At 71.8% G+C, this 19038-nt stretch carries 22 protein-coding genes; 10 read left to right on the top strand and 12 right to left on the bottom strand.

The genetic code is table 11. The features are described from left to right. Nucleotides 1-387: 387 nt before the first annotated feature. Genes ALA01S_RS25785 through ALA01S_RS25760 form a run of 6 tightly spaced genes read left to right on the top strand, consistent with a single transcriptional unit; the run spans nt 388 to nt 4257 of the window. Nucleotides 388-798: a group II truncated hemoglobin gene (locus ALA01S_RS25785; protein ID WP_066342168.1), complete on the top strand. Its 411-nt coding sequence runs from the start codon at nt 388-390 to the stop codon at nt 796-798. Between the two features lie 5 nt (nt 799-803). After that, nucleotides 804-2495 (top strand): nitroreductase family protein, encoded by a 1692-nt coding sequence (locus ALA01S_RS25780; protein WP_084267957.1) that lies wholly within the window; start codon nt 804-806, stop codon nt 2493-2495. Then, on the top strand, nt 2468-3274 hold the full coding sequence (locus ALA01S_RS25775) for an ankyrin repeat domain-containing protein (RefSeq protein ID WP_084267956.1): 807 nt from the start codon (nt 2468-2470) through the stop codon (nt 3272-3274). The genes ALA01S_RS25780 and ALA01S_RS25775 overlap by 28 nt, the downstream gene beginning before the upstream one ends. A gap of 7 nt (nt 3275-3281) precedes the next feature. Further along, on the top strand, nt 3282-3521 hold the full coding sequence (locus ALA01S_RS25770; protein WP_066342167.1) for an FmdB family zinc ribbon protein: 240 nt from the start codon (nt 3282-3284) through the stop codon (nt 3519-3521). 11 nt (nt 3522-3532) lie between these two features. Then, nucleotides 3533-3970, top strand: a complete 438-nt coding sequence (locus ALA01S_RS25765) for an Ohr family peroxiredoxin (protein ID WP_066342166.1) — start codon at nt 3533-3535, stop codon at nt 3968-3970. Beyond that, entirely contained in the window at nt 3967-4257 is a 291-nt protein-coding gene (locus ALA01S_RS25760) for a DUF6156 family protein (protein WP_066342165.1), read from the top strand. Before ALA01S_RS25765 ends, ALA01S_RS25760 begins: the two co-directional genes overlap by 4 nt. Nucleotides 4258-4315: 58 nt before the next feature. Here the strand turns inward: ALA01S_RS25760 and ALA01S_RS25755 are convergent, their stop codons facing one another. Beyond that, entirely contained in the window at nt 4316-5131 is an 816-nt protein-coding gene (locus ALA01S_RS25755) for a hypothetical protein (protein ID WP_066342164.1), read from the bottom strand. 19 nt (nt 5132-5150) lie between these two features. Then, nucleotides 5151-5318: a hypothetical protein gene (locus ALA01S_RS25750; RefSeq protein WP_169806015.1), complete on the bottom strand. Its 168-nt coding sequence runs from the start codon at nt 5316-5318 to the stop codon at nt 5151-5153. A 196-nt stretch (nt 5319-5514) separates the two neighbouring features. Between ALA01S_RS25750 and ALA01S_RS25745 the strand changes: the two genes are divergently transcribed. Next, on the top strand, nt 5515-5721 hold the full coding sequence (locus ALA01S_RS25745; protein ID WP_066342162.1) for a hypothetical protein: 207 nt from the start codon (nt 5515-5517) through the stop codon (nt 5719-5721). 131 nt (nt 5722-5852) lie between these two features. Here ALA01S_RS25745 and ALA01S_RS25740 read toward each other — a convergent pair whose 3' ends face one another. After that, on the bottom strand, nt 5853-7403 hold the full coding sequence (locus ALA01S_RS25740; RefSeq protein WP_066342161.1) for a DUF2779 domain-containing protein: 1551 nt from the start codon (nt 7401-7403) through the stop codon (nt 5853-5855). A gap of 165 nt (nt 7404-7568) precedes the next feature. Between ALA01S_RS25740 and ALA01S_RS25735 the strand changes: the two genes are divergently transcribed. Continuing rightward, nucleotides 7569-8297, top strand: a complete 729-nt coding sequence (locus ALA01S_RS25735; RefSeq protein WP_066342160.1) for a YkgJ family cysteine cluster protein — start codon at nt 7569-7571, stop codon at nt 8295-8297. Between the two features lie 24 nt (nt 8298-8321). On the opposite strand, the gene ALA01S_RS25730 is transcribed toward ALA01S_RS25735, so the two are convergent. The 5 genes from ALA01S_RS25730 to ALA01S_RS25710 are packed head-to-tail and all read right to left on the bottom strand — an operon-like array spanning nt 8322 to nt 13628. Beyond that, entirely contained in the window at nt 8322-8615 is a 294-nt protein-coding gene (locus ALA01S_RS25730; RefSeq protein ID WP_066342159.1) for a 2Fe-2S iron-sulfur cluster-binding protein, read from the bottom strand. Nucleotides 8616-8628: 13 nt separating this feature from the next. Further along, a complete protein-coding gene (locus tag ALA01S_RS25725; protein WP_066342158.1) occupies nt 8629-9108 on the bottom strand; it encodes a pyridoxamine 5'-phosphate oxidase family protein in 480 nt (159 codons plus the stop codon). A 39-nt stretch (nt 9109-9147) separates the two neighbouring features. After that, nucleotides 9148-11136: a potassium transporter Kup gene (locus tag ALA01S_RS25720; RefSeq protein ID WP_084267955.1), complete on the bottom strand. Its 1989-nt coding sequence runs from the start codon at nt 11134-11136 to the stop codon at nt 9148-9150. A gap of 42 nt (nt 11137-11178) precedes the next feature. Beyond that, complete coding sequence (locus ALA01S_RS25715; RefSeq protein ID WP_066342157.1) at nt 11179-11934, bottom strand: winged helix-turn-helix domain-containing protein; 756 nt, start codon at nt 11932-11934, stop codon at nt 11179-11181. After that, entirely contained in the window at nt 11931-13628 is a 1698-nt protein-coding gene (locus ALA01S_RS25710; protein WP_084267954.1) for a sensor histidine kinase, read from the bottom strand. Before ALA01S_RS25710 ends, ALA01S_RS25715 begins: the two co-directional genes overlap by 4 nt. Before the next feature lie 164 nt (nt 13629-13792). On the opposite strand from ALA01S_RS25710, the gene ALA01S_RS25705 reads away from it, so the two are divergent. Next, nucleotides 13793-14950: an MFS transporter gene (locus tag ALA01S_RS25705; RefSeq protein WP_066342156.1), complete on the top strand. Its 1158-nt coding sequence runs from the start codon at nt 13793-13795 to the stop codon at nt 14948-14950. A gap of 260 nt (nt 14951-15210) precedes the next feature. Next, on the top strand, nt 15211-15714 hold the full coding sequence (locus ALA01S_RS25700) for an SRPBCC family protein (protein WP_066342155.1): 504 nt from the start codon (nt 15211-15213) through the stop codon (nt 15712-15714). A gap of 58 nt (nt 15715-15772) precedes the next feature. Here ALA01S_RS25700 and ALA01S_RS25695 read toward each other — a convergent pair whose 3' ends face one another. Genes ALA01S_RS25695 through ALA01S_RS25680 form a run of 4 tightly spaced genes read right to left on the bottom strand, consistent with a single transcriptional unit; the run spans nt 15773 to nt 18569 of the window. Next, the gene (locus ALA01S_RS25695; protein WP_066342154.1) at nt 15773-16036 is read right to left on the bottom strand and encodes a hypothetical protein; all 264 of its coding nucleotides are present in this window, start codon (nt 16034-16036) and stop codon (nt 15773-15775) included. A 31-nt stretch (nt 16037-16067) separates the two neighbouring features. After that, a complete protein-coding gene (gene cyaY, locus ALA01S_RS25690; protein WP_238455950.1) occupies nt 16068-16427 on the bottom strand; it encodes an iron donor protein CyaY in 360 nt (119 codons plus the stop codon). A gap of 13 nt (nt 16428-16440) precedes the next feature. Next, entirely contained in the window at nt 16441-16797 is a 357-nt protein-coding gene (locus ALA01S_RS25685; RefSeq protein WP_066342153.1) for a ribonuclease HepT family protein, read from the bottom strand. A 38-nt stretch (nt 16798-16835) separates the two neighbouring features. Next, a complete protein-coding gene (locus ALA01S_RS25680; RefSeq protein ID WP_066342152.1) occupies nt 16836-18569 on the bottom strand; it encodes an AAA family ATPase in 1734 nt (577 codons plus the stop codon). Nucleotides 18570-19038: the final 469 nt, after the last annotated feature.

Below are 19038 nucleotides of genomic sequence, written 5' to 3'. Positions count from 1 at the left end.
CCGTTGCGGAGTTGACGAATAGACCGGCGCTGTCGTCCTCAGTGCTTCCTTCGGTTGCTCGTGGGTCTTCTTTTGAAGCTCCCTCGAAGCCGGAGTCGGGCTGCGCGCAGCCTCTCCATCGCAATGCCCGTGCCAAGCCTGTGGTCACTGGGTAAGTAATTGATTCGATTGGGAAAACACGGTTTTGTCGGTGTCTGGTCGACGGCGTTGGGGCTCCGACGGATTTGTTTGAAATCCGACAAAGCACGGCGTGCCGGCGGCCATTGCGCACATGACGCCGCTCAATTCCCACCGTGGTGATTGGAGATTTCTCCGGGTGCGCCACAGGCTTGCGCTGTGCGGCCCGGGTCGGCCTTGGCTGGTACGGCTGTTGCATGAGCACCGGGCATGAGCGCTCATATTCCCGTTGTCTGCAGCACCCGCAATCCGCACCTGGAGCGGTTGGGCGGGCCCGAGGCCGTGAAGAAGTTGGTGGATGCCTTCTACCTGGCCATGGATACGCGCGAGGACGCCCGCACCATTCGCGCCATGCACGAGCCCGACTTGGGGCCGACCAAGGCCATCCTGGTGAAGTACTTCATCGAATGGATGGGCGGCGAGAAGGTCTACTCGGCCGACCGCGGCTCACCCATGCTGCGCCGCCGCCACCATCCCTTTGACATCGACGCCGCCGCGCGCGATGCCTGGATGGCCTGCATGCGCCAGGCGCTGGCCGAAACGTGCCCCGACGAAGGCTTGCGCCAGGAGCTTGATGCGGCGTTCTGGAAGATCGCCGACCACATCAAGAACACCATCTGACGGCCTTGAAGCCCGCCACTGCCCTAGCCTCGCCCGGTGCGGCCGCAACGCCGGCGCCCACGGCCGAAGGCCGCGTGCGTGCCTACCACCAGCGCACCAAGCACCACCTGCAGCGCTACGCGGCCGGTCCCGAAACGCTGGACTGGGACGCGCAGCCCGACCCTTTCCGCCGCTGGGCGGGCGCTGTGGTGACGATGCTGCCGCTGCCGGCTGCGACATTGGCGCAAGGCGAATCGCCCGCCTGGGAAGCGCTTTTTCGCGAAGGCGCCGTGCCGCCGCGCCCGGCGGACCGCAACGCCATAGGCCTGCTGTTCGAGCTGAGCTTCGCGCTGGCCGCATGGAAGCAGCATGGCCCCGACCGCTGGGCCGTGCGCGTCAACCCCTCCAGCGGCAACCTGCACCCTACCGAGGCCTACCTGCTCGCCCAAGGCGTGCGCGGCCTGGACGACGGCCTCTACCACTACGCACCGCGTGAGCACGCGCTGGAGCGGCGCGCGCAGGCCCGTGCCGCCGCCGGCGAGGGAACGCGGCTGTGGATAGGCCTCGCCTCCATTCACTGGCGCGAAGCGTGGAAGTACGGTGAGCGCGCCTTCCGCTACTGCCAGCTCGATGCCGGCCATGCGTTGGGCGCCTTGCGCTACGCCGCCGCCGTGCTGGGCTGGCGCGCACGCGTGGTCGAGGGCCTGGGCGATGCCGAACTGGCCGCGCTGCTGGGCCTGGACCGTGACGGCGATTTCCAGGACGCCGAGCGCGAGGCGCCGGATTGCCTGGTCGAGCTGCTGCCCGCCCCTGCGGCGCCGGCCGGCGCCGCGCCTGATCCGGCGCAGTGGCTCATGGCCGGCACCTGGCTCGGCAAGGCCAACCGGCTGGACAAGCACCCCATGTACCGCTGGCCCGTCATCGCCGATGCGTCGGCTGCGTCGTCGCGGCCGCAACTTGAAGCCGCCTGCGCCGGCGTGCCGGACGCGCGGCCGCCGGACATCCCGGGCGCGCCGGCCGCCGCCGCCGAGCCGGCCGTCGAGATCATTCGCACCCGGCGCAGCGCCCAGCGCTTCGACCGCCGCGCCGTCATGCCGCTTTCGGCGCTGGCCCGCCTGGTGCGAGCCCTTGTGACCGCTGCCTTGCCTTGGGACCTGCTGCCCGGCCCGGCGCGCATCCACCCCGTGCTGTTCGCCCACCGTGTGGAGGGCCTGGCGCCCGGCGCCTACGTGTTGCCGCGCAGCGCAGCCGGCGAAGCCCTGCTGCGCTCGGCGCTGGGCGCCGGCATGGAGTGGCTGCCCGTGGACGGGCTGCCGCTGTGGCGCCTGGCCGAGAACCCCGCGCTGGCCGGCACGCTGCGCACCATCAACTGCCACCAGGCCCTGGGCAGCGACGCCACGCTGGCCGTGGCCATGCTGGCCGAGTACGACGGCGCCCTGGCCGGTGCTCCCTGGAGCTACCGCGACCTGCTCGCCGAAGCCGGCCTGCTGGGCCAGGTGCTGTACTTGGAGGCGCAAGCCTGCGGCTTCAACGGCACGGGCATTGGCTGCTACTTCGACGACGCGCTGCACGAGCTGCTGGGCATGGAAGGCACGCGCCTGCAGTCGGTCTACCACTTCACCATCGGCGCGGGCCAGCACGACCCGCGCATCCAGAGCACACCGCCCTACGCCGGGCGAGAGGAGTACGCATGGACGCCAGAGCCTTCCAACGCCTGAGTGCCGCGCAGGCGCAGGCGTGGTTGAACGCGCACCCCGATGCGCTCATCCTCGACGCACGCGCCGCCCAGCACCACGCCGCAGCCCACCTGAGCGGCAGCGTGCGCCTGGACGGGCGCAACCACGAGATGCTGCTGCTGCGCGAGCCGCGCTCGCGCCCCGTGTTCGTCTACTGCTACCACGGCAACGCCAGCCAGACCTACGCGCAGATGTTCGTGGACTTCGGCTTCCAGCAGGTCTGCGACCTCATGGGCGGCTTCGAGGCCTGGGAGCGCCGGCAATCGCACGAGGCCCAGGCCCTGTGGCTGGCCGAATGGCTGCAGCGCCAGGGCTTCGAAGGGCTCAACACGCCCGGCAGCCACGGCAACACGCCGCTCATGCATGCGGCCTGGAAGGGCGAAACGGCCGTCGTGGAAGCGCTGCTGGGCTGCGGCGTGGAGCTGCACGCCGTCAACGGCGACGGCAACACCGCCCTGTGGCTGGCCTGCGTGGCCAACGACCCCGACCTCGTGGCCGCTCTGGTGGCGGCCGGCCTGGACATCAACCACGCCAACGCCACCGGCGCCACCTGCCTGATGTACGCCGCCTCCAGCGGCAAGCCCGCCATCGTCCAGCGGCTGCTGGAGCTGGGCGCCGACCCCGCCCTCCAGTCCCAGGACGGCTTCACCGCCCTGGACATGGCCGCCTCGCTGGAATGCCTGCGCCTGCTGCGCGCGGCCACGCCGCGTGCCGGTTCCCCGCGCCCCGCCAGCGCTTCCCTTTCCCCCACCAACGCTTGAGGCCGACATGCCCCTCTACGACTACCACTGCCCCGCCTGCGGCCAGGACTTCGAGCTGCTGGTGCGCTCCAGCACCACGCCGGCCTGCCCCCACTGCGCCTCCACCGGGCTGGAGCGCCAGGTCTCGCTGACCGCGCCCCAGGGCAAGATCAAGGCCATCATCGCCTCCAACCGCCGCGCCGCGGCCCGCGAGGGCCACTTCAGCAACTACAGCGCCTCCGAGCGCAACAAACTGCTCAAGGGCTGAGGAGCGCCGCCATGGACATGGTCTACAAAGCCCAGATGCTCACGCAGGGCGGCCGCAGCGGCACCATGCAGAGCGAGGACGGCAGCTTCAAGCTCAAGCTCGCCGTGCCCGCCTCCATGGGTGGCAAGGGCGACGGCCCCAACCCCGAGCAGCTCTTCGCCGGCGCCTTCGCCGCCTGCTTCGAGCACTCCGTGCGCCACATCGCCCGCAAGAGCCACGCGCCGCTGCGCGGCTGCTACGTCGAGGCCGACCTCTCGCTCTACGTCACCTTCGAGGACACCTACAAGATGGCCTTGACACTGGTCGTGCACATGGCCGGCCCGCTGGACCAGGCCTCCGCCGACGACCTGCTGCAGCGCGCCAAGGGCATCTGCCCCTACGTGGACGCCACCAAGAACAACATCACCCTGAACCTGAGCGCGGTGCTCGACACCCCGCCCGCCGCATGAGCACCGACACCACCGAAGCGCAACGCACCGTCCGCTGCTTCCTGACCTACAGCGGCATCAAGCTGCCGCTGCAGCTCAGCCAGGAGCTGGACATGGCCTCCCTGCGCCACCGCAACACCTATTTCCGCGCCGAGTACGACGCCCAAGGGCGCATGCGCCGCTGCGACAAGATGGTCTACGGCGAGGTCGAGATGCGCCACGATTACCTCTACAACGACGACGGCACGCTGCGCCAAGCCATCGTCACCTCGTCCGACGAGGACGAGCCCCAGGTCCTGACCTTCTGACGGACTCCCGGCCCTGACCCGCCGCCCTTGCGCCGGGTCAGGGCCCAGGGCCTTGAGCCTACTTCCTGACGCCGCTGCCCAGCGCCGCGGCGATGGCCTCGGCCCGCGCCTGCAGCGCCGCGTCCTCGTCCAGCCCGGCCACGTCGGCCGCGCGGCTGGCGGCCAGGGCCAGCCTGATGCGGTCGGCCTTGACGTACTCCTCGGCATGGTGGCCTTCGAACGCGGCCCAATCGCAGGTGCACAACAGCAGCAACTGCTCCAGGCGGGCCGGCTGCTGCCGGGCCTGCACCCGCTCCAGCAGCACGGCGATGGGGCCGGCGCGCATGTCGCTGGCGCGGTGTATGCGGTCGCACTCGTCCACCGCCAGGTGCGCCAGCGCCACGGCATCCGCCGGCACCGCCGCGCGCCTGGCCAGCGCTTCGATGGCCGCGTGCGCGCGCTGATCGTGCTTGTGGTGGTGCGGCCAGATCTCGCGCGGCGTGCCGGCCTTGCCCACCTTGTGCATCAGCGCCGCAAAGCGCAACGCCAGCGGCGCGTTCACGCGCGCGGCCTCGTCTATGAAGCGCCACTGGTGCAGGCCGACGTCCACCCACTCCGGCCCGTCCGACAACTGCGGCACGCCGAACAGGCCGTCAAGCTCCGGCAGCAGTTGCGCCAGCGCGCGCGACAGCCGCAGCGCTTCGAAGGCAGCCGAGGGACGCGGCGCCATCAGCGCCGTGGCCAGCAGTGCCCAACGCGCCGGGCGCGTCATGCGCCGCAGCCGGCCGGAAGCTGCCGCCAGGGCCAGCATCGTGACGTGCACGGCATCGGGCGGGTAAGCGCTGCTCTGTTCCAGGCAAAACAGCAGGTCGTCGTCGGGGCGAATCGTGTTCATTGTCGGGTTTGCGACAGGGTCAGTCCGGTGTCATGTCGGGCTGCAGCAGCACCTCGTCGGGCTGGCCGCCCACGCCGGGCAGCCATTGCAGACAGCCCAGGGGCGAGAGGCCGCTATCGCCTTCGAGCAGCACCGTGGCGCTGGCCGGCAGCGAGGCCAGCGCCTGCATGAGTTGTTGTACCGTCATCCACAGGTCTCCAAGGTTTGGCGCCCCAGGCGGGAAAGCAACATCGGGGCCCACCGCGGAGCGCAATGCGTTCCTTCATCCAAGCAAAAAGTCCCTATCGGGAAGGGATTTGCTGGGGTCTTATGGCCGAGCTTGCCTGTTGGGTTTTGACTTGGGTTAATTTTGTGGCTCCCGCAACTACCACGTGGAGCCCTTCATGTCTTTGCCTTCGATCAACATCGCCACTGAATCCGCCGCTGCCCCGGCTGGCCGCTATGTGTCCGCCGAAGTGGCCGAGCAACTGGAGCAGTCGCTGTCGCAATTGACCTGGCACGTGCTGTACGGCAAGGCCATAGACGCTTCCGGCCTGGCCGTGGCCGCCGAGCACCTGCTGGGCTCGTTCAAGGCCAAGGCGGCCTCCTGACGCGCCGCGCATTCGCTCTGACAGACTCCTTTGCAGGCCATGCCCTTTGACGGGGGCATGGCTCTTTTTCATGTCCACCCGCATCGCGCCAAGCCCGTGATGCCGGCATCGGCGCCAGGCGGGAGGCGGGATCAGGCTTGCTCCAGCGCCTGCGTGATGTGCCGCAGCGCCGTGCAATGGCGCTCGCCGTGCGCCCACAGCGCGTCGCGCAACTGGCCCGCCTGCCCGTTGGTGAGGCCGCGCTCCAGCGACGCCGCGAAGGCCTCCAGCGGGCTGTGCATGGCGCGGCCCTGCCAGGACAGCGAGAACTCGTGCGCACCCGCCTGCGGCGCCACGGCCTTGAACACCGAGCGCAGCGACCACGAGCCGGCCATGGCCGGGTGGTAGTAGTGGTCGCGCAGCAGCGCGAAGAGGTCCACGAAGCGCGGCAGCAGCGCTTCCAGCGCGGGGGCCAGGTCGTCGAAGCGCTGCGCCAGCTCGCGTATGCGGTTGCGCTCGAAACCGGCGTTGTAGGCGAACAGCGGCCCTTCGCGGCCCAACTGTTCCACCAGCGAGGCGGCAAAGCCGCGGCGCGGGTCGCCGTCCGGGCCGGCCAGGAAGCCCGCGTGCCGCACCGTCCCGTCTTCCTGTGCCAGCGCGCAGCTCCACTGGAAGGGCAAGGCCTGGTAGGGCTGCGTGCCCGCCCACGGCGGCACGGCAAAGCCGATGGTTTCGAAGCGCAGCCAGCGCCGAGGACCGGCCAGCGTGCGCAGTGCGGCGCCGGCACCCGGGTCCAGCACCGGCTCGCCGTGCTTGACCGCGCGCGCGGCGCGGCGGTGGCGTTCGGCCATGAGCCTGTGCTGCGGCACGCTGCGCAGGTCCACGTAGCCTTCGGCGCGCAACTCCGCCGCCAGCTCGCGGCCCACGATGTCCAGGCTGTAGGCCGGGTCCGCCAGCGTGGGCTCCACGGCGGGCACGCCGCAGCGGTCAATGGAGTCGCACAGCCCGCCGCCGGCGGCCGGGGCGCCGCACGGGGCGCCCAGGGGCACGGGCGGCATCTGCGCGCGCTCGCAGCGGCGCATGGCCACGATCCAGTCGCCCACGGGCCGCGTGCCCAGCACAGGTGCCAGGTCCACCTCGCGGTACAGGCCCGCGTAGCAGCCGTGGCCGGGATAGACGAAAGCCGTGTCCACCAGCATCAGCCCCGCGCTTTGCACCCGCAGCGCGTTGCGCGAAAGCACGTGCGCCCACAGCGCCACGGCGTCCACGTCCGCCTCGCTGCCCGCGGTGGCGTGGCGCACGCGAAACAGCTTGAAGCCGGCGCTGCCGCGCGTGAGCAGGTCCACGCGCACGCGCACGCCCTCGTCGCTGGCGAAACAGGCGCCGGCAATGCCCCAGGCCTCGTCCTGCGCACCCACGTCCACCACCAGCCGCTCGGTGAGGTCGATGGCGGCCTGCCATTCGTCATCGCCGGCGGGCGCCTCGATGCTGACCAGCGCGGGGCAGCAGGCCCGCAGCGCCTGCGTGGCGGCGGGGCCGTCCACCATGCGGTCCGCGCCCGGTTCGGCCGGCGCCTGGGGCGCTTCGGCGTTGCCGTGGCGGTGCAACCAGAAGCGCCGCGCGCACGCGCGCCAGCGGCGCAAGTCTTCTTCGTCCAGCGGGGAAACCTGCTCGGCCAAGGGGGCCTGTTCCGTGAGATCCATGAGAGCCTTCACAAGAAACGCTGCGTGCAGCGTGAACCGTACAAACGTGACAAGGCCGCGTCCGGCGTGCGGTCGTGAAGTGATCCAATGCAAGACTTATGCACGGGGGCAGGTTGAGACAGCTCAAGTTGCGCAGGCCACGAAGTCTCTAACTTTGCGCCCACCATGCACCCTTCCCGCGAATTTTTCCAGGCGCTGCACCGCGCATTCGACACCACCTTGGCCGACGGCGCGCGCGCGCCGCTGCTGCTCGATGCCCTGCTGGGGCAGGCCTTCGACAGCTTCGCGGGCAATGTGGCCATCCAGTGCGAGGACGAGCCGCCGCTGGCCTGCGGCAAGGGCTGCGCCACGTGCTGCACCTTGCGCGTGGGTGCGACCGCACCGGAAGTGCTGCTGGTGGCGCGCTTCCTGCGCGCGGTGACGCCGCGGCTGCTGGAGCGCGGCATAGACCTCGTGGCCACGCTGCGCGAGGCCGATGCGCAGACCGCCGGCCTGACCGAGGCCGCGCGCGTGCGGCTGCGCCAGCGCTGCCCCTTCATCGCGCAGGGCGCCTGCGTCATCTACACCGTGCGCCCGCTGGCTTGCCGCGGACACGCCTCGCACGACTTGAAGGCCTGCGTGGACGCGGCCTCCGGCCGCGTGCTGCAGGTGCCCTACAGCGAAGGCCACCGCCGCGTGCGCTCGCTGGTGCAAAACGCCATGCAGTCCTCGTTGCGCAGCGCCGGCCTGGCCTGGGGCGTGTACGAGCTCAACCGCTCGCTGCTCATGGCGCTGGACGACGCCGGCAGCGAGCGCCGCTGGCTCGATGGCGAGGACGTCTTCGCCGCCACCGCGCTCAACGACGTGCCGGCCGAGGAAATGGCCGCGGCCTTTGACGCGCTGCGCCCGCAGTAAGCGCTGCGCCCGCCGCGCCGCGGCTCAGCCCGGCACTTCCAGGCGCGGCTGCAGCAGCACCACGTCCGTCTGCGGCAGCGCGACGCAGGGCAGCGTGCAGCCCTCGGCCTTCTCGTCCGGCGACAGTCCCGGCCACTCCACGCGGTAGCGCACGCTCCCCTCCACGATGCGGGCCAGGCACTCGCGGCAGGTGCCGTTGCGGCAACTGCTGCGCAGCTTGATGCCCTGGGCCAGCGCCGCCTCCAGCAGCGTGCGGCCCTCCTCCACCGGCACGGTGCGGCCCAAGGGTTCTATGCGAAGGCTTCGTTGCGTGGACATCTGAGGGCTTTCCTCAGGCCGGCTCGCGCAGCCAGGTGCCCAAACCCTCGGCCACCAGGCTGTGGGCGCGGCCAAAGCCGCCTATGAGCCGGGCCGACACCGGCTGCAGCGCGAACATGCCGAAGTCGCCCAGCTCGAAGGTTTGGGCCGAATCGGGAAAGCGCGCCAGGTACAGCGCCTTGGCGGCGGCGTAGTCCCCGCCCTCTCGCGGCAGCGGCACGGCGTCGGCCTGCAGCGACACCCGCGGCAGCGCCTGCGCGGGCCAGGGGCCGCCGTCGGCGGCCGTCACCAGCAGGCCCACGCGCGGGTGCTCCAGCAGGTCGCGCGTGTGCGTGGCCAGGCCGCTGACGTGGATGAACAGCCGCGTGTCCTGCGCCGGCAGGACGAAGGGCACCATGGACACGGCGGGCTCGCCGCGGTGCAGGGTCGCCAGCGCGGCCACGGGGCGCTCGGCCAGCAGCCGGCGCAGCAGGGAGGAGGTGTCGGCATCCATGGGCCGGATTGTGGGCCACGCCCGCGCGGTCCCTGCCGCTCAGATCTGTATGCGCGTGCCCAGCTCCACCACCGCGTTGTCCGGCAGCCTGAAGAAGTCCGCGACGCTGGCGGCGTTGCGGCTCATGGCCGCGAACAGCCGCTCGCGCCAGCCGGCCATGCCCGCGCCCGGCGTGGGCACCACCGTCTCGCGGCTGAGGAAGTAGCTGGTCTCGAAGGGCGGCAGCCGCAGCCCCTGCGCCTCGCACAGCGCCAGCGCCCGCGGCACGTCCGGCGGCTGCATGAAGCCGAAGTGCAGCGCCACGCGCCAGAAGCCGTGGTCCAGCGCCCGCACCTCGGCGCGGCGCGCCTCTTCCACCCAGGGCACGTCGTGGAACACCACCGTCAGCACCACGTTGCGCGCGTGCAGCACCTGGTTGTGCTTGAGGTTGTGCAGCAGCGCGTGCGGCACCGTGGCCGGGTCGGCCACCGGGTACACCGCGGCGCGGTCGGCGCGGCGCGACACCGAGGCGCCCAGTCCTTGCACGAAGCCCTCCAGCGGCAGCCCCTCGCTGCGGATGCTCTGCAGCAGCAGCTCCCGCCCGCGGGCCCAGGTGCTCATGAGCGTGAACAGGCCCAGGCCCACCGCGAAGGTGAACCAGCCCCCGTCCAGGAACTTCACGCTGCAGCCGGCCACCAGCAGCGTGTCCACGACCAGGAAGAAGCCCGTGGCCGAGAGCGCCACCGCGCGCGGCAGCCCCCAGCCGTGGCGCACCACGAAGTAGGTCAGCACGGTGGTCACCAGCATGGTCACCGTCACCGCGATGCCGTAGGCGCCCGCCAGCGCCGAGGAGCTGCCGAAGCCCAGCACCACGGCGGCCACGCCGGCCAGCAGCGCCCAATTCACCGCCGGGATGTAGATCTGCCCCGCCTCGCGCTCGGAGGTATTGCGCAGCGCCATGCGCGGCAGGAAGCCCAGTTGCATGGCCTGCTTGGTCATGGAATAGGCGCCGGAGATCACGGCCTGCGAGGCGATGATGGCCGCCAGCGTCGCCAGCACGATGGCCGCCGGCACCCACTGCGGCGCGAACAGGCGGAAGAACGGGTTCTCCAGCGCCGAGGGGTCGCGCAGCAGCAGCGCGCCCTGGCCCAGGTAGTTCAGCGCCAGCGCCGGCAGCACCAGCGCCGTCCAGGCCAGCCGTATGGGCGCGCGGCCGAAGTGCCCCATGTCCGCGTACAGCGCCTCGGCCCCGGTGATGGCCAGGACGATGGCGCCCACCGCCGCGAACACCTGCCAGCCGCGCTCCTGCAGGAAGGCCAGTGCGTGCAGCGGGTTGAGCGCGGCCAGGATGGCCGGCTCGTGCGCCACCTGCTGCACGCCCGTGGCTGCCAGCGTCAGGAACCACAGCGTGATGATGGGGCCGAACGCCACGCCCACCGCCGCCGTGCCCAGCCGCTGCGCCGCGAACAGCGCCGCCAGCACCGCCAGCGACACGGGCACCACCCAGGGCTGCAGCGCAGGCGAGGCCACCTGCAGCCCCTCCATGGCGCCCAGCACCGAGATGGCCGGCGTGATCACGCCGTCGCCATAGAACAGCGTGGCGCCGAACAGCCCAAGCAGCAGCAGCGCGCGGCGCCGGCGCGGGTGGGCGCGCACCGCGTGCGCGGCCAGCGCCGTGAGCGCCAGCGCCCCGCCCTCGCCGCGGTTGTCCGCGCGCAGGATGAGCACCACGTACTTGAAGCTGACGATGAGCATCAGCGCCCAAAAGATGGCCGAGCACGCGCCCACCACGTGCACCGCGTCCAGCGGCACGCCGGTGGCGGGCTGGAAGACCTCCTTGAGCGTGTACAGCGGGCTGGTGCCTATGTCGCCGAAGACCACGCCTATGGCGCCCAGCGTGAGCGCGGGCAGGCCGTGGCGGGCTGGGGCGGCCAGGCCGGCCGCCCCGGAGGGCGCCGCAGGGTTGGCGGGGCCGGTGGGGCCGGTGTGGACGGCCGGCGCGGCGGCCAGGCCGGCCGCGGGCAGGGAGGGAGCTGGGTGAATGTCCATGCGCGCCAGCTTGGCGCGCGGGGCATCAGGAACGCATAAGGATCAGCCGTGCGCCGCCGCCCCGGCCGCGCCGTCCGGCGCCTGCGCCTCGGCCAGCCGGTAGCCCACGCCCGGCTCGGTGAGCAGCAGTTGCGGCTCGGCCGGCTCGGCCTCCAGCTTGGCGCGCAACTGGCCCATGTACAGGCGCAGGTAGTGCGTGTCCGCGGCGTGCTGCGCGCCCCATACGTCCACCAGCAACTGGCGGTGCGTCACCACGCGGCCGGCGCTGCGCACCAGGCGCGCCAGCAGCTCGAACTCGGTGGGCGTGAGGTGCACGGCCGCGCCGTCCAGGCGCACCTCGCGACGCTCCAGGTCCACCAGCAGCCCGCCGCGCGCATAGCGCAGCACGGCCGGCGCCAGCCGCGTGCCGTGGTGGCGCAGCGCCACGCGCATGCGCGCCAGCAGCTCGCCGATGCCGAAGGGTTTCACGAGGTAGTCGTCCGCGCCGGCGTCCAGCAGCCGGATCTTCTGGCCGTCGCTCTCGCGCGCGGAAATCACGATCAGCGGCAGCGCGTGCCGCCTGCGCAGGGCAGCCAGCAGCGTCTCGCCCTCGCCGTCGGGCAATCCCAAATCCAGCAGCACCAGGTCCACGCCCGCGTCGCCCGCGTGGCGGGGACGCTTGCCCAGGTTCGCCAGCAACGCCAGGCCCTCGGCCAGGCTGGCCGCGGTGACGACCTCGTAGCCCTCCACCGCCAGCGCGTCGCGCAGCGTGGCGCGCAGCTCGCGGTCGTCCTCCACCAGCAGCACGCGCAGGCTCATGGCGTCCCCCGCGCCGCGGCGGTGCCGTTTGAAGTGGCCGCCTGCGCGCCGGTGCCGTGCGGCTCTTGGGCTTGGGCTTGGGCGCCCTCCGGCGCGGGGGCGTCCAGCGCCGCCTGTTCGGCCGCTGCGTCCGCCACGTCCGCCTCGCCCGGCGAGCGCGGCGGCTCGGACGCGGGCAGCCAGCACTCGAAACTGGTGCCGCCGTTGTTGCGCGGGCGCAGCCGCAGCTCGCCGCCATGGGCCCGCGCGATGGCGCGGCACACCGCCAGCCCAACGCCCGCGCCGCGCCGCGCCCGCTCGCCCGCGGGTGCGGCCGAGATCGGCTCGCCGCGCTGGAACACCTCGAACACCTTCTCGCGCCAGCCCGGTGCCACGCCGGGGCCGCGGTCGCGCACGGCCAGCACCACGTGGCCCGGGCGCGGCTGCACGGCCAGCTCCACCGGCGCCGGCGCCTCGCTGTACTTCAGCGCGTTGTCCACCAGGTTTTCCAGCAGCTGGGCCAGCAGCAGCGCGTCGCAGCGCAGCAGCGGCAGCCCCGGCGCCAGCCAGGCGCGCACGCGCCGGCCCGGGTCGTGCGGGCGCACGCGGCGCAGCACCGCACCCACGATCTCCTCGGCCGATTCCCAGTCCAGCCGCAACTGCACGCCCGGCGCGTCCAGCCGCGCCAATTGCAGCGTGTTGTCGGTGAGGCGGCTGAGCATCGTGGTCTCGTCCACGATGCTGCGCGCCAGCCGCCCGCGCTGCGCTGGCGTCAGCCGCTCGCCCTGCTCCAGCAGCGACGTGGCCGCGCCCAGGATGGCCGCCAGCGGCGTGCGGTAGTCGTGCGAGATGGCCGCCAGCAGCGCGTTGCGCACCCCTTGCGCCTGCGCCTGCTCGCGCGCTCGCTCGGCCGCGCGCTGCGCCTGCAGCCGCTGCAGCGACAGCCCCGCCTGGTCGCACAGCGCCTGCGCCTGGCGGCGCAGCGCCTCCACTTCGTGCGTGGCGGGCGGCAGCGCGTCCAGCGCCAGCACCGCGGCGCCAAAGGCCGCCTGCCGCCCGCGCAGCGGCAAATACCACTGCCGCAGCTCGCCGTGCGCGCCCGTGCCGGGGCCGAAGGCGCGCGCCTGGCGCAGGCATTGCCACAGGCCGGCCCGCGCGTCGGCGTCGGCCGTGCCCAGGTTCAGCACGGCCTGCGGGTCGTCGCTGTCCGGCAGCGCGTCCTGCAGCAGCAGCAGCGCGGGCTCGGCGCCCCAGAGCTGCTGCAGGGCCTGGCGCAGCAGCGCGCCCTGCTGCGCGGGCGCCTCGGCGTCGCGCAGTGCCTCGGCGAAGCGGCGCAACTGCTCGGCCTGCGCGGCGTGGTGGCGGGCGCTGTCGGCCAGCCGGCGCTGGCGCGCCACCAGCCCCGCCACCAGGGCGCTGACCAGCAGCATGGCGCCCAACAGCAGCGCGTCCTGGCGCAGGTCCACCGTGAAGTCGTGGCGCGGCGGGACGAAGGCCCAGTTGAAGGCCAGCACCGACGCCAGCGTCAGCAGCAGCGAGGGCGCGATGGGCAGCCACAGCGTGGCCAGCGCCGAGGCCAGCACCGGCAGCATGGCCAGGTTGGCCAGGTCCACCCGGCCGTCTAGCGCCAGCATGGCGGCCCAAGCCGCCGCCCACACCGCGGCGGCCGGCAGCCGGCGCAAGGCGCGCCACGGGAAGTGATGCTCTGTGTCCATGGTGCGCACCGTAGCAGCGGCCGCATCAGGAAGGCATAAGGACGCCGCGGCCCCCGGTACCGCCGCGTGCCGGGCGCGACACTTGCCCCCGGTGGGCCTCGCACCGGCATGGCGCCGCGCCGCTGCCCGCCTGCCCTTCCCACGTTCCGCGTCTTGTCTTCCCCATGCCCTTGTCTCTTGATCGGCCCGTGTGGGCCGTGCGCCTGCAGTTCTTCGTCAGCGGTTTTCTTTTCGCCACCTGGGGCGTGCACGTGCCCACGGTGCGCGCGCACTACGCCCTCGACGAGCAGACGCTGGCGCTGACCATGCTGGCCGCCGGCGTGGGCGCCCTGGGCGGGCTGGCCTTTGCCGGGCGCTGGGTGGGCCGCTGGGGGCCGCAGCGCGTGGCGCTGCTCACGGGCGTGGTGGCGGCGCTGTCGCTCACGCTGCTGCTGGCCAGCCACGCCTGGCCCTTGCTGCTGGCCACCATGATGGTGTTCGGCGCGGCCGGCAGCGTCTACGACGTGGCCATGAACGCCGGCGGCTCGGCGCTGGAGCACGCCAGCGGCCAGCGGCTGATGAGCCGCTTCCACGCCCTCTTCAGCTTCGGCGGCATGGCCGGCGCCGCTTTCGGCAGCCTGCTGCTGCGGCTGCAGGCCGAGCCCGCCCTGCACCTGGCCGCTACCGGCACAGCCGCGCTGCTGGCCCTGTGGTGGGCCACCCGCCCAACGCTGCCCGTGACGCCGCCGGACGCCCACGCCGCGGCCGACAGCCGCAGCTTTGGCGCGCGCGGGCGCGGCGTGCTGTGGGCCTTGGGCGCGCTGGCCGCGATCGGCCTGGTGGCCGAGGGCGCCATGTACGACTGGAGCGTGCTCTACATGCAGCGCGAGCTCGGCAGCGCGCCCGCGCTGGCGGCGCTGGCCTACGCGAGCTTCTCCGTGGCCATGGGGCTGGCGCGGCTCGGTGGCGACTGGGCCCGCGCGCGCTGGCCCGCGCACAGCCTCATGACCGCCAGCGCGCTGCTGTCGGCCGCCGGCATGGCCGTGGCGCTGCTTGGGCGCCACCCGGCGCTGGCGCTGGCGTGCTTCGCGCTGGTGGGTTTAGGGCTGGCCAACGTCATCCCGGTGCTGTTTGCCGCCGCGTCGCGGGTGCCGGGCGTGCCGGCGGCCAACGGCATCGCGGCGGTGTCCTCCATGGGCTACCTGGGCTTCATGGCCGGGCCGCCGGTGATCGGCTTCATCGCCCAGCACCTCTCGCTCACGGCAGGGCTGGCGACGGTGGTGGTCTTTTCCCTGCTGCTGGCGCTTTCGGGTGCGCGGGCGTTGCGGCCGCAAAGGGCCTGAGGCGCAGCGCTGCGGCGGCCCAAGCCTGGCGCCGCGCGGCCGTGTCCGCGCCTCTGGCCCAGAAAATGAATTTGCGCAAGGCCGGCGAATTAAAAGCTGCGGCCTGGTTTGGGCTTGAACGCACCGGTGGCGGGCAATTTGCCCGCGCCCTGGGGAGTCATTTACCCGCGGCCGGTCGGGCCGGGCTTTTGTGGAGAACCGCTTCCTAGAATCCGCCCGTCATGTCACACGACACGGGAGACACGCGCATGAAATACCGCATGAATATCTTGGGCCTGGCTTGCGCCTGGGGCCTGGGCCTGCTGGCGGGCACCGCCTCGGCGGCCGGCGCCTTGCATGTCGAAGAAACCACGACCCTGGACGCGCCGCCCGCCGTGGTTTGGCAGGTGATTGGAAAATTCTCCAGCCTGGCCTGGCACCCCGTCGTGGCCCAAACCCAATTGACGGCCGGCCAGGACAACAAGAAAGGCGCGGTGCGCAAAGTCACCACCCGGGACGGCGCCGTCATCGTCGAGAAACTGCAGGCGCTGGATGCCGGTGCGCACCGCATGCGCTATGAGATCGTGGAATCTCCGCTGCCCGTGGCCCACTATGTGTCCACGCTGAGCGTGCAGGCCGCCGGCAAGGGCAGCCGCATCACCTGGAAAAGCGATTTCGACGCCGTGCGCTCCGAGGCGGTGGACGACGCCAAGGCCAAGGACATCGTTGCCGGCATCTACAAGGCCGGGTTTGACGGGCTGCGGGAACAACTGGCGAGCAAGTAAGCCGGCCGCGCCGCACCCCTGTGCCGTGGGCCGCGGCACAGGCCGGCGCCCACGGCTTTCAAACCAGGCGATCGTCGCCGCGATACCCGCCGCCCCGCTCGTATTCGCGGTAAGTGATCTTGAAGTGGGATTGCATTTTCCCGGCTGGCGGCAGCGTCGCTTCCAGTTGCGGGAATTGGGCCGTCACCTCGCCGCGGTGCCGCGCCCAAGCCGACAGCAGCGCCTCGCGCGCCTCGTCGCAGGTGGCGCCCGCGCCGTGCCAGATGAAATCGTGGGTGATCATTTCCGCGATCACCAGGGTGCTGGGTTGAATGATGGCCATGGCGCGAAAACTCAAATATTTGCCGGTACCGTCAATTCGGCGGCGTGAATTTCAGCGTTTTGCCCGCCTGCTCGCTGGCGCATTCGGACAGGGCCTCATAAAACTCCTTGCCCTCGCGGTCCAGCCAGCGGCCCTGCACGCAGCGGTAGTGAAAACCGCCGCTCTTGGCCGCCATCCACAATTCCTGCAGCGGCGGCTGGGTATTGATCACGATGTGCGTGCGGTTGGGGAACACCAATTCCAGCAGGCCGCCGCTGCGGCGGGTATCGACGTCCAGGTCGATTTCCTCCAGCCAGCGGTCCAGCGTTGTCTCGATATTGGAGAGTATGGCGCTGGTGATTTGCCGGTATTCCAGGTCGGACAGCGGCGTGGTTTCCAGGGTGGCGCTCACGGGAAATTCCCTTTCAGTAATTGATTTCGAACCACACCGGCTGCTTGCGGCGCAGTTCGGACAGCAGCGTCATGGACTGGGGCACCAGGGCGCTGACGGCATACCAGATTTCCTCGCGCCGGGGCTGAATACCGCGGCGCAGCTTGTCGTGCAGGGTGGCCCAGCCGATCCAGTCCACCTCCATGAGCCGGCTGTGCAGCGCCGGGGTCATGTTGCCCAGGGTGTGGGCCATGATCAAAAGCTGCGCCTCCACCGCGCGCAGCGTCAGCGTGCTGGCGAACAGCTCCTCCTCGCCCTGCATCTCGCGCGTGAGCTCCTGGATGGAGCGTCCGGTGTCCATCACGATGTCGTAGAGCGAGCGGTGGTACATGGGTCAGGCGCGGGGCGCGTAAGGGGTTCAGGGAGGGCTCAGCCATGGGCCGGCGCGGCCGGGTCCAGGGCGCGGAACATGGCGCAGCGGGCGAACACGTCCAGCGTGGGTTGGAGGTTCAGGTGGCGGCAGGTCTTGGCCACCAGCTTGGCCAGGCCCTTGATGTCGCGCCCCGTGGCCTGCGGGTAGGTGGCGGCGAGCTGCGCGCACAGGCCCTCCTGCAGCGCCAGGCCGAACTGCGCCGCCATCACGCCCCAGATGCGCTCGCGCGCCGCGAGGTCCGGCGCGTGGTAGCGGATGAGGGCGATGCAGCGTGAGAGGATGGCCTCGTCGATGTCGTCCATGCGGTTGGTGGTGAGGAACAGCAGCCCGTCGAAGTACTCCAGCACGCGCAGGAACACGCCCACCACGGCGTTGGCGGCGATGTCGTCGCTGCGCTTGCGGATGTAGACGTCGGCCTCGTCGATGAGCATCACCGCGCCCCAGCGCTGCGCGCGGGTGAGCGCCTCCTTGAGCGCCGTTTCCATGGCGGCCACCGACAGGCCCAACTGCCCCGAGTGCACGCGGTACAGCGGCCGGCCGATCACCTCGGCATAGACCTCGGCCGTGAGCGTCTTGCCCACGCCCGCGGGGCCGGCACACAGCACCGTGGTGCCGCCGGACTTGCCCGCCACCACATCGTCCATGAGCACGTCCATCTCGGCCGTGAGGATGTCGATCAGCTCGGTCTGCTCCGGCGGCAGGACGAGCTTGTCCTTGAGCGCGGGCGTGTAGACGTAGGGCAGCACGTCGTCGGCGTGCACCCACAGGTGCTGGTGCAGGCCCAGGTGGAACATGAAGAGGTAGGCGTGCACCGGCAGCGCGGTGAAGAGGCCGGGCGGCAGGCTCTCCTTGAGCGCCTTGACCTCGTCCTCGCAATCGAAGTCGCTGCTCTTGGCGGCGCGGCGCAGGTAGGGGCCGAGGATGTCGCCGGGGCTGTCCAGCAGCGCGCCGCGCGGGGGCAGCACGCCCTCGTCGTTGACCAGGCGGGCCGCGCCGCCGCCACTGTTGAGGACGATCTGGTCCTTGCGCGCCCAGTCCGTGTCGCGGTGCGTGGCCGAAGGGTCTTCGGCGTGGAAGCCCAGGCCCTGCCCCGAGAACTGCGCGCCGTAGCGCCCGCGCCACTCGAAGTAGCGCTCGGCCGTGGCGTCGTAGGCAGCCAGGAGCTGGGGCGTTTCGCGAATAAAGCCCTTGGCCGCCAGCAGCGCGGCGATGGTGAGGCCTTGCGCCGGCGCGGCGCGCAGGTCGGCCTCGGCCAGGCGCAGCGTCTGCGTGATGACGCCCGCGCGCGCGTGCGCCTTGAGCTCCACCACCAGCTTGGCGTTTTCCTCCTGCGAGCCCGGGATGAAGTCCAGCCGCGTCACCAGCCACGCCAGCGGTTTGCCCAGGGCGTTGGCGGCGAACAGCCAGCCGCGCGCGCCCGTGGCCTGGGCGTCGCGGGCGAGGTGGCGCACCAGGGCGGGCAGCAGGGCTTCGAGCTCGTCGCCGGGCTTGAAGCGGGGCTCGTCCGAGCGCAGCGCGGCCACGAGGGCGCGCAGTTGCGCCGCGCGCCCGGCCAGGGCGGCGCCGGCGTCCTCGTACAGCTGCGCCAGCGACTCCAGCGCCGCCACCGGCATGGCCGTGGAGGCGACCTCGATGCGGTGGCCAAAGCGCAACTGGCTGTGCAGCCAGTCCAGCTCCGGATGCGCCTCGGCGAGGGCCAGGGCGTGGGGGCGGTCGAGTTGCAGTTTCATGCGGGGCTCCTGGAGGCGGTGGGCGGGGATCAGGCTGGGCGGAAGTTGGGCTGGCGGGGACGCGGCGGCCGGCTGCCGCATCCCGTGAGCCGAGACGCCGCGCTCCCCGTTCCGTCATGCCAGCGAAAGCGGGCATCCAGGCGGCCCCACGCCAAAGCGCAGGGATGACGCAGGAAAACCGCGGTTTGGGGCCTTGTGGCGCCGGCCCAAGAGCTGACGGCCGACTTGGGGGCCGCCTGGATTCCCGCCTTCGCGGGAATGACGACATAGGGTGCGCGGCGTGCCGGCATCCCGGCCGGCGTGGATGCCCGCTTTCGCGGGCATGACGGGTGTGGGTGCGCTGCGCTCTTGCTGCGTGGCCGGTAGGGAATGACCTGCCGGCTGCCGCATCCGGTGAGACGGGGCGCCGCGCCCTCTACTTCGTCATTCCCGCGCAGGCGGGAGCCCAGGCGGCCCCCAGGCCGGCGGG

Origin of the sequence: Azohydromonas lata NBRC 102462, from assembly GCF_001571085.1 — a bacterium.
In the GTDB taxonomy this organism is placed as follows: domain Bacteria; phylum Pseudomonadota; class Gammaproteobacteria; order Burkholderiales; family Burkholderiaceae_C; genus Azohydromonas; species Azohydromonas lata.
This window is presented reverse-complemented; position numbering and strand designations above follow the sequence as displayed.

Bases quoted from the DNA above. Each gene is read 5' to 3' on its own strand.
- ALA01S_RS25680 (WP_066342152.1), bottom strand. From the start codon at position 18,569: ATGAAACTGCAACTCGACCGCCCCCACGCCCTGGCCCTCGCCGAGGCG.
- ALA01S_RS25695 (WP_066342154.1), bottom strand. From the start codon at position 16,036: ATGGCCATCATTCAACCCAGCACCCTGGTGATCGCGGAAATGATCACC.
- ALA01S_RS25765 (WP_066342166.1), top strand. From the start codon at position 3,533: ATGGACATGGTCTACAAAGCCCAGATGCTCACGCAGGGCGGCCGCAGC.
- ALA01S_RS25755 (WP_066342164.1), bottom strand. From the start codon at position 5,131: ATGAACACGATTCGCCCCGACGACGACCTGCTGTTTTGCCTGGAACAG.
- ALA01S_RS25735 (WP_066342160.1), top strand. From the start codon at position 7,569: ATGCACCCTTCCCGCGAATTTTTCCAGGCGCTGCACCGCGCATTCGAC.
- ALA01S_RS25730 (WP_066342159.1), bottom strand. From the start codon at position 8,615: ATGTCCACGCAACGAAGCCTTCGCATAGAACCCTTGGGCCGCACCGTG.
- ALA01S_RS25720 (WP_084267955.1), bottom strand. From the start codon at position 11,136: ATGGACATTCACCCAGCTCCCTCCCTGCCCGCGGCCGGCCTGGCCGCC.
- ALA01S_RS25715 (WP_066342157.1), bottom strand. From the start codon at position 11,934: ATGAGCCTGCGCGTGCTGCTGGTGGAGGACGACCGCGAGCTGCGCGCC.
- ALA01S_RS25725 (WP_066342158.1), bottom strand. From the start codon at position 9,108: ATGGATGCCGACACCTCCTCCCTGCTGCGCCGGCTGCTGGCCGAGCGC.
- ALA01S_RS25770 (WP_066342167.1), top strand. From the start codon at position 3,282: ATGCCCCTCTACGACTACCACTGCCCCGCCTGCGGCCAGGACTTCGAG.
- ALA01S_RS25760 (WP_066342165.1), top strand. From the start codon at position 3,967: ATGAGCACCGACACCACCGAAGCGCAACGCACCGTCCGCTGCTTCCTG.
- ALA01S_RS25785 (WP_066342168.1), top strand. From the start codon at position 388: ATGAGCGCTCATATTCCCGTTGTCTGCAGCACCCGCAATCCGCACCTG.
- ALA01S_RS25775 (WP_084267956.1), top strand. From the start codon at position 2,468: ATGGACGCCAGAGCCTTCCAACGCCTGAGTGCCGCGCAGGCGCAGGCG.
- ALA01S_RS25750 (WP_169806015.1), bottom strand. From the start codon at position 5,318: ATGACGGTACAACAACTCATGCAGGCGCTGGCCTCGCTGCCGGCCAGC.
- ALA01S_RS25685 (WP_066342153.1), bottom strand. From the start codon at position 16,797: ATGTACCACCGCTCGCTCTACGACATCGTGATGGACACCGGACGCTCC.
- ALA01S_RS25745 (WP_066342162.1), top strand. From the start codon at position 5,515: ATGTCTTTGCCTTCGATCAACATCGCCACTGAATCCGCCGCTGCCCCG.
- ALA01S_RS25710 (WP_084267954.1), bottom strand. From the start codon at position 13,628: ATGGACACAGAGCATCACTTCCCGTGGCGCGCCTTGCGCCGGCTGCCG.
- ALA01S_RS25740 (WP_066342161.1), bottom strand. From the start codon at position 7,403: ATGGATCTCACGGAACAGGCCCCCTTGGCCGAGCAGGTTTCCCCGCTG.
- ALA01S_RS25700 (WP_066342155.1), top strand. From the start codon at position 15,211: ATGAATATCTTGGGCCTGGCTTGCGCCTGGGGCCTGGGCCTGCTGGCG.
- ALA01S_RS25705 (WP_066342156.1), top strand. From the start codon at position 13,793: ATGCCCTTGTCTCTTGATCGGCCCGTGTGGGCCGTGCGCCTGCAGTTC.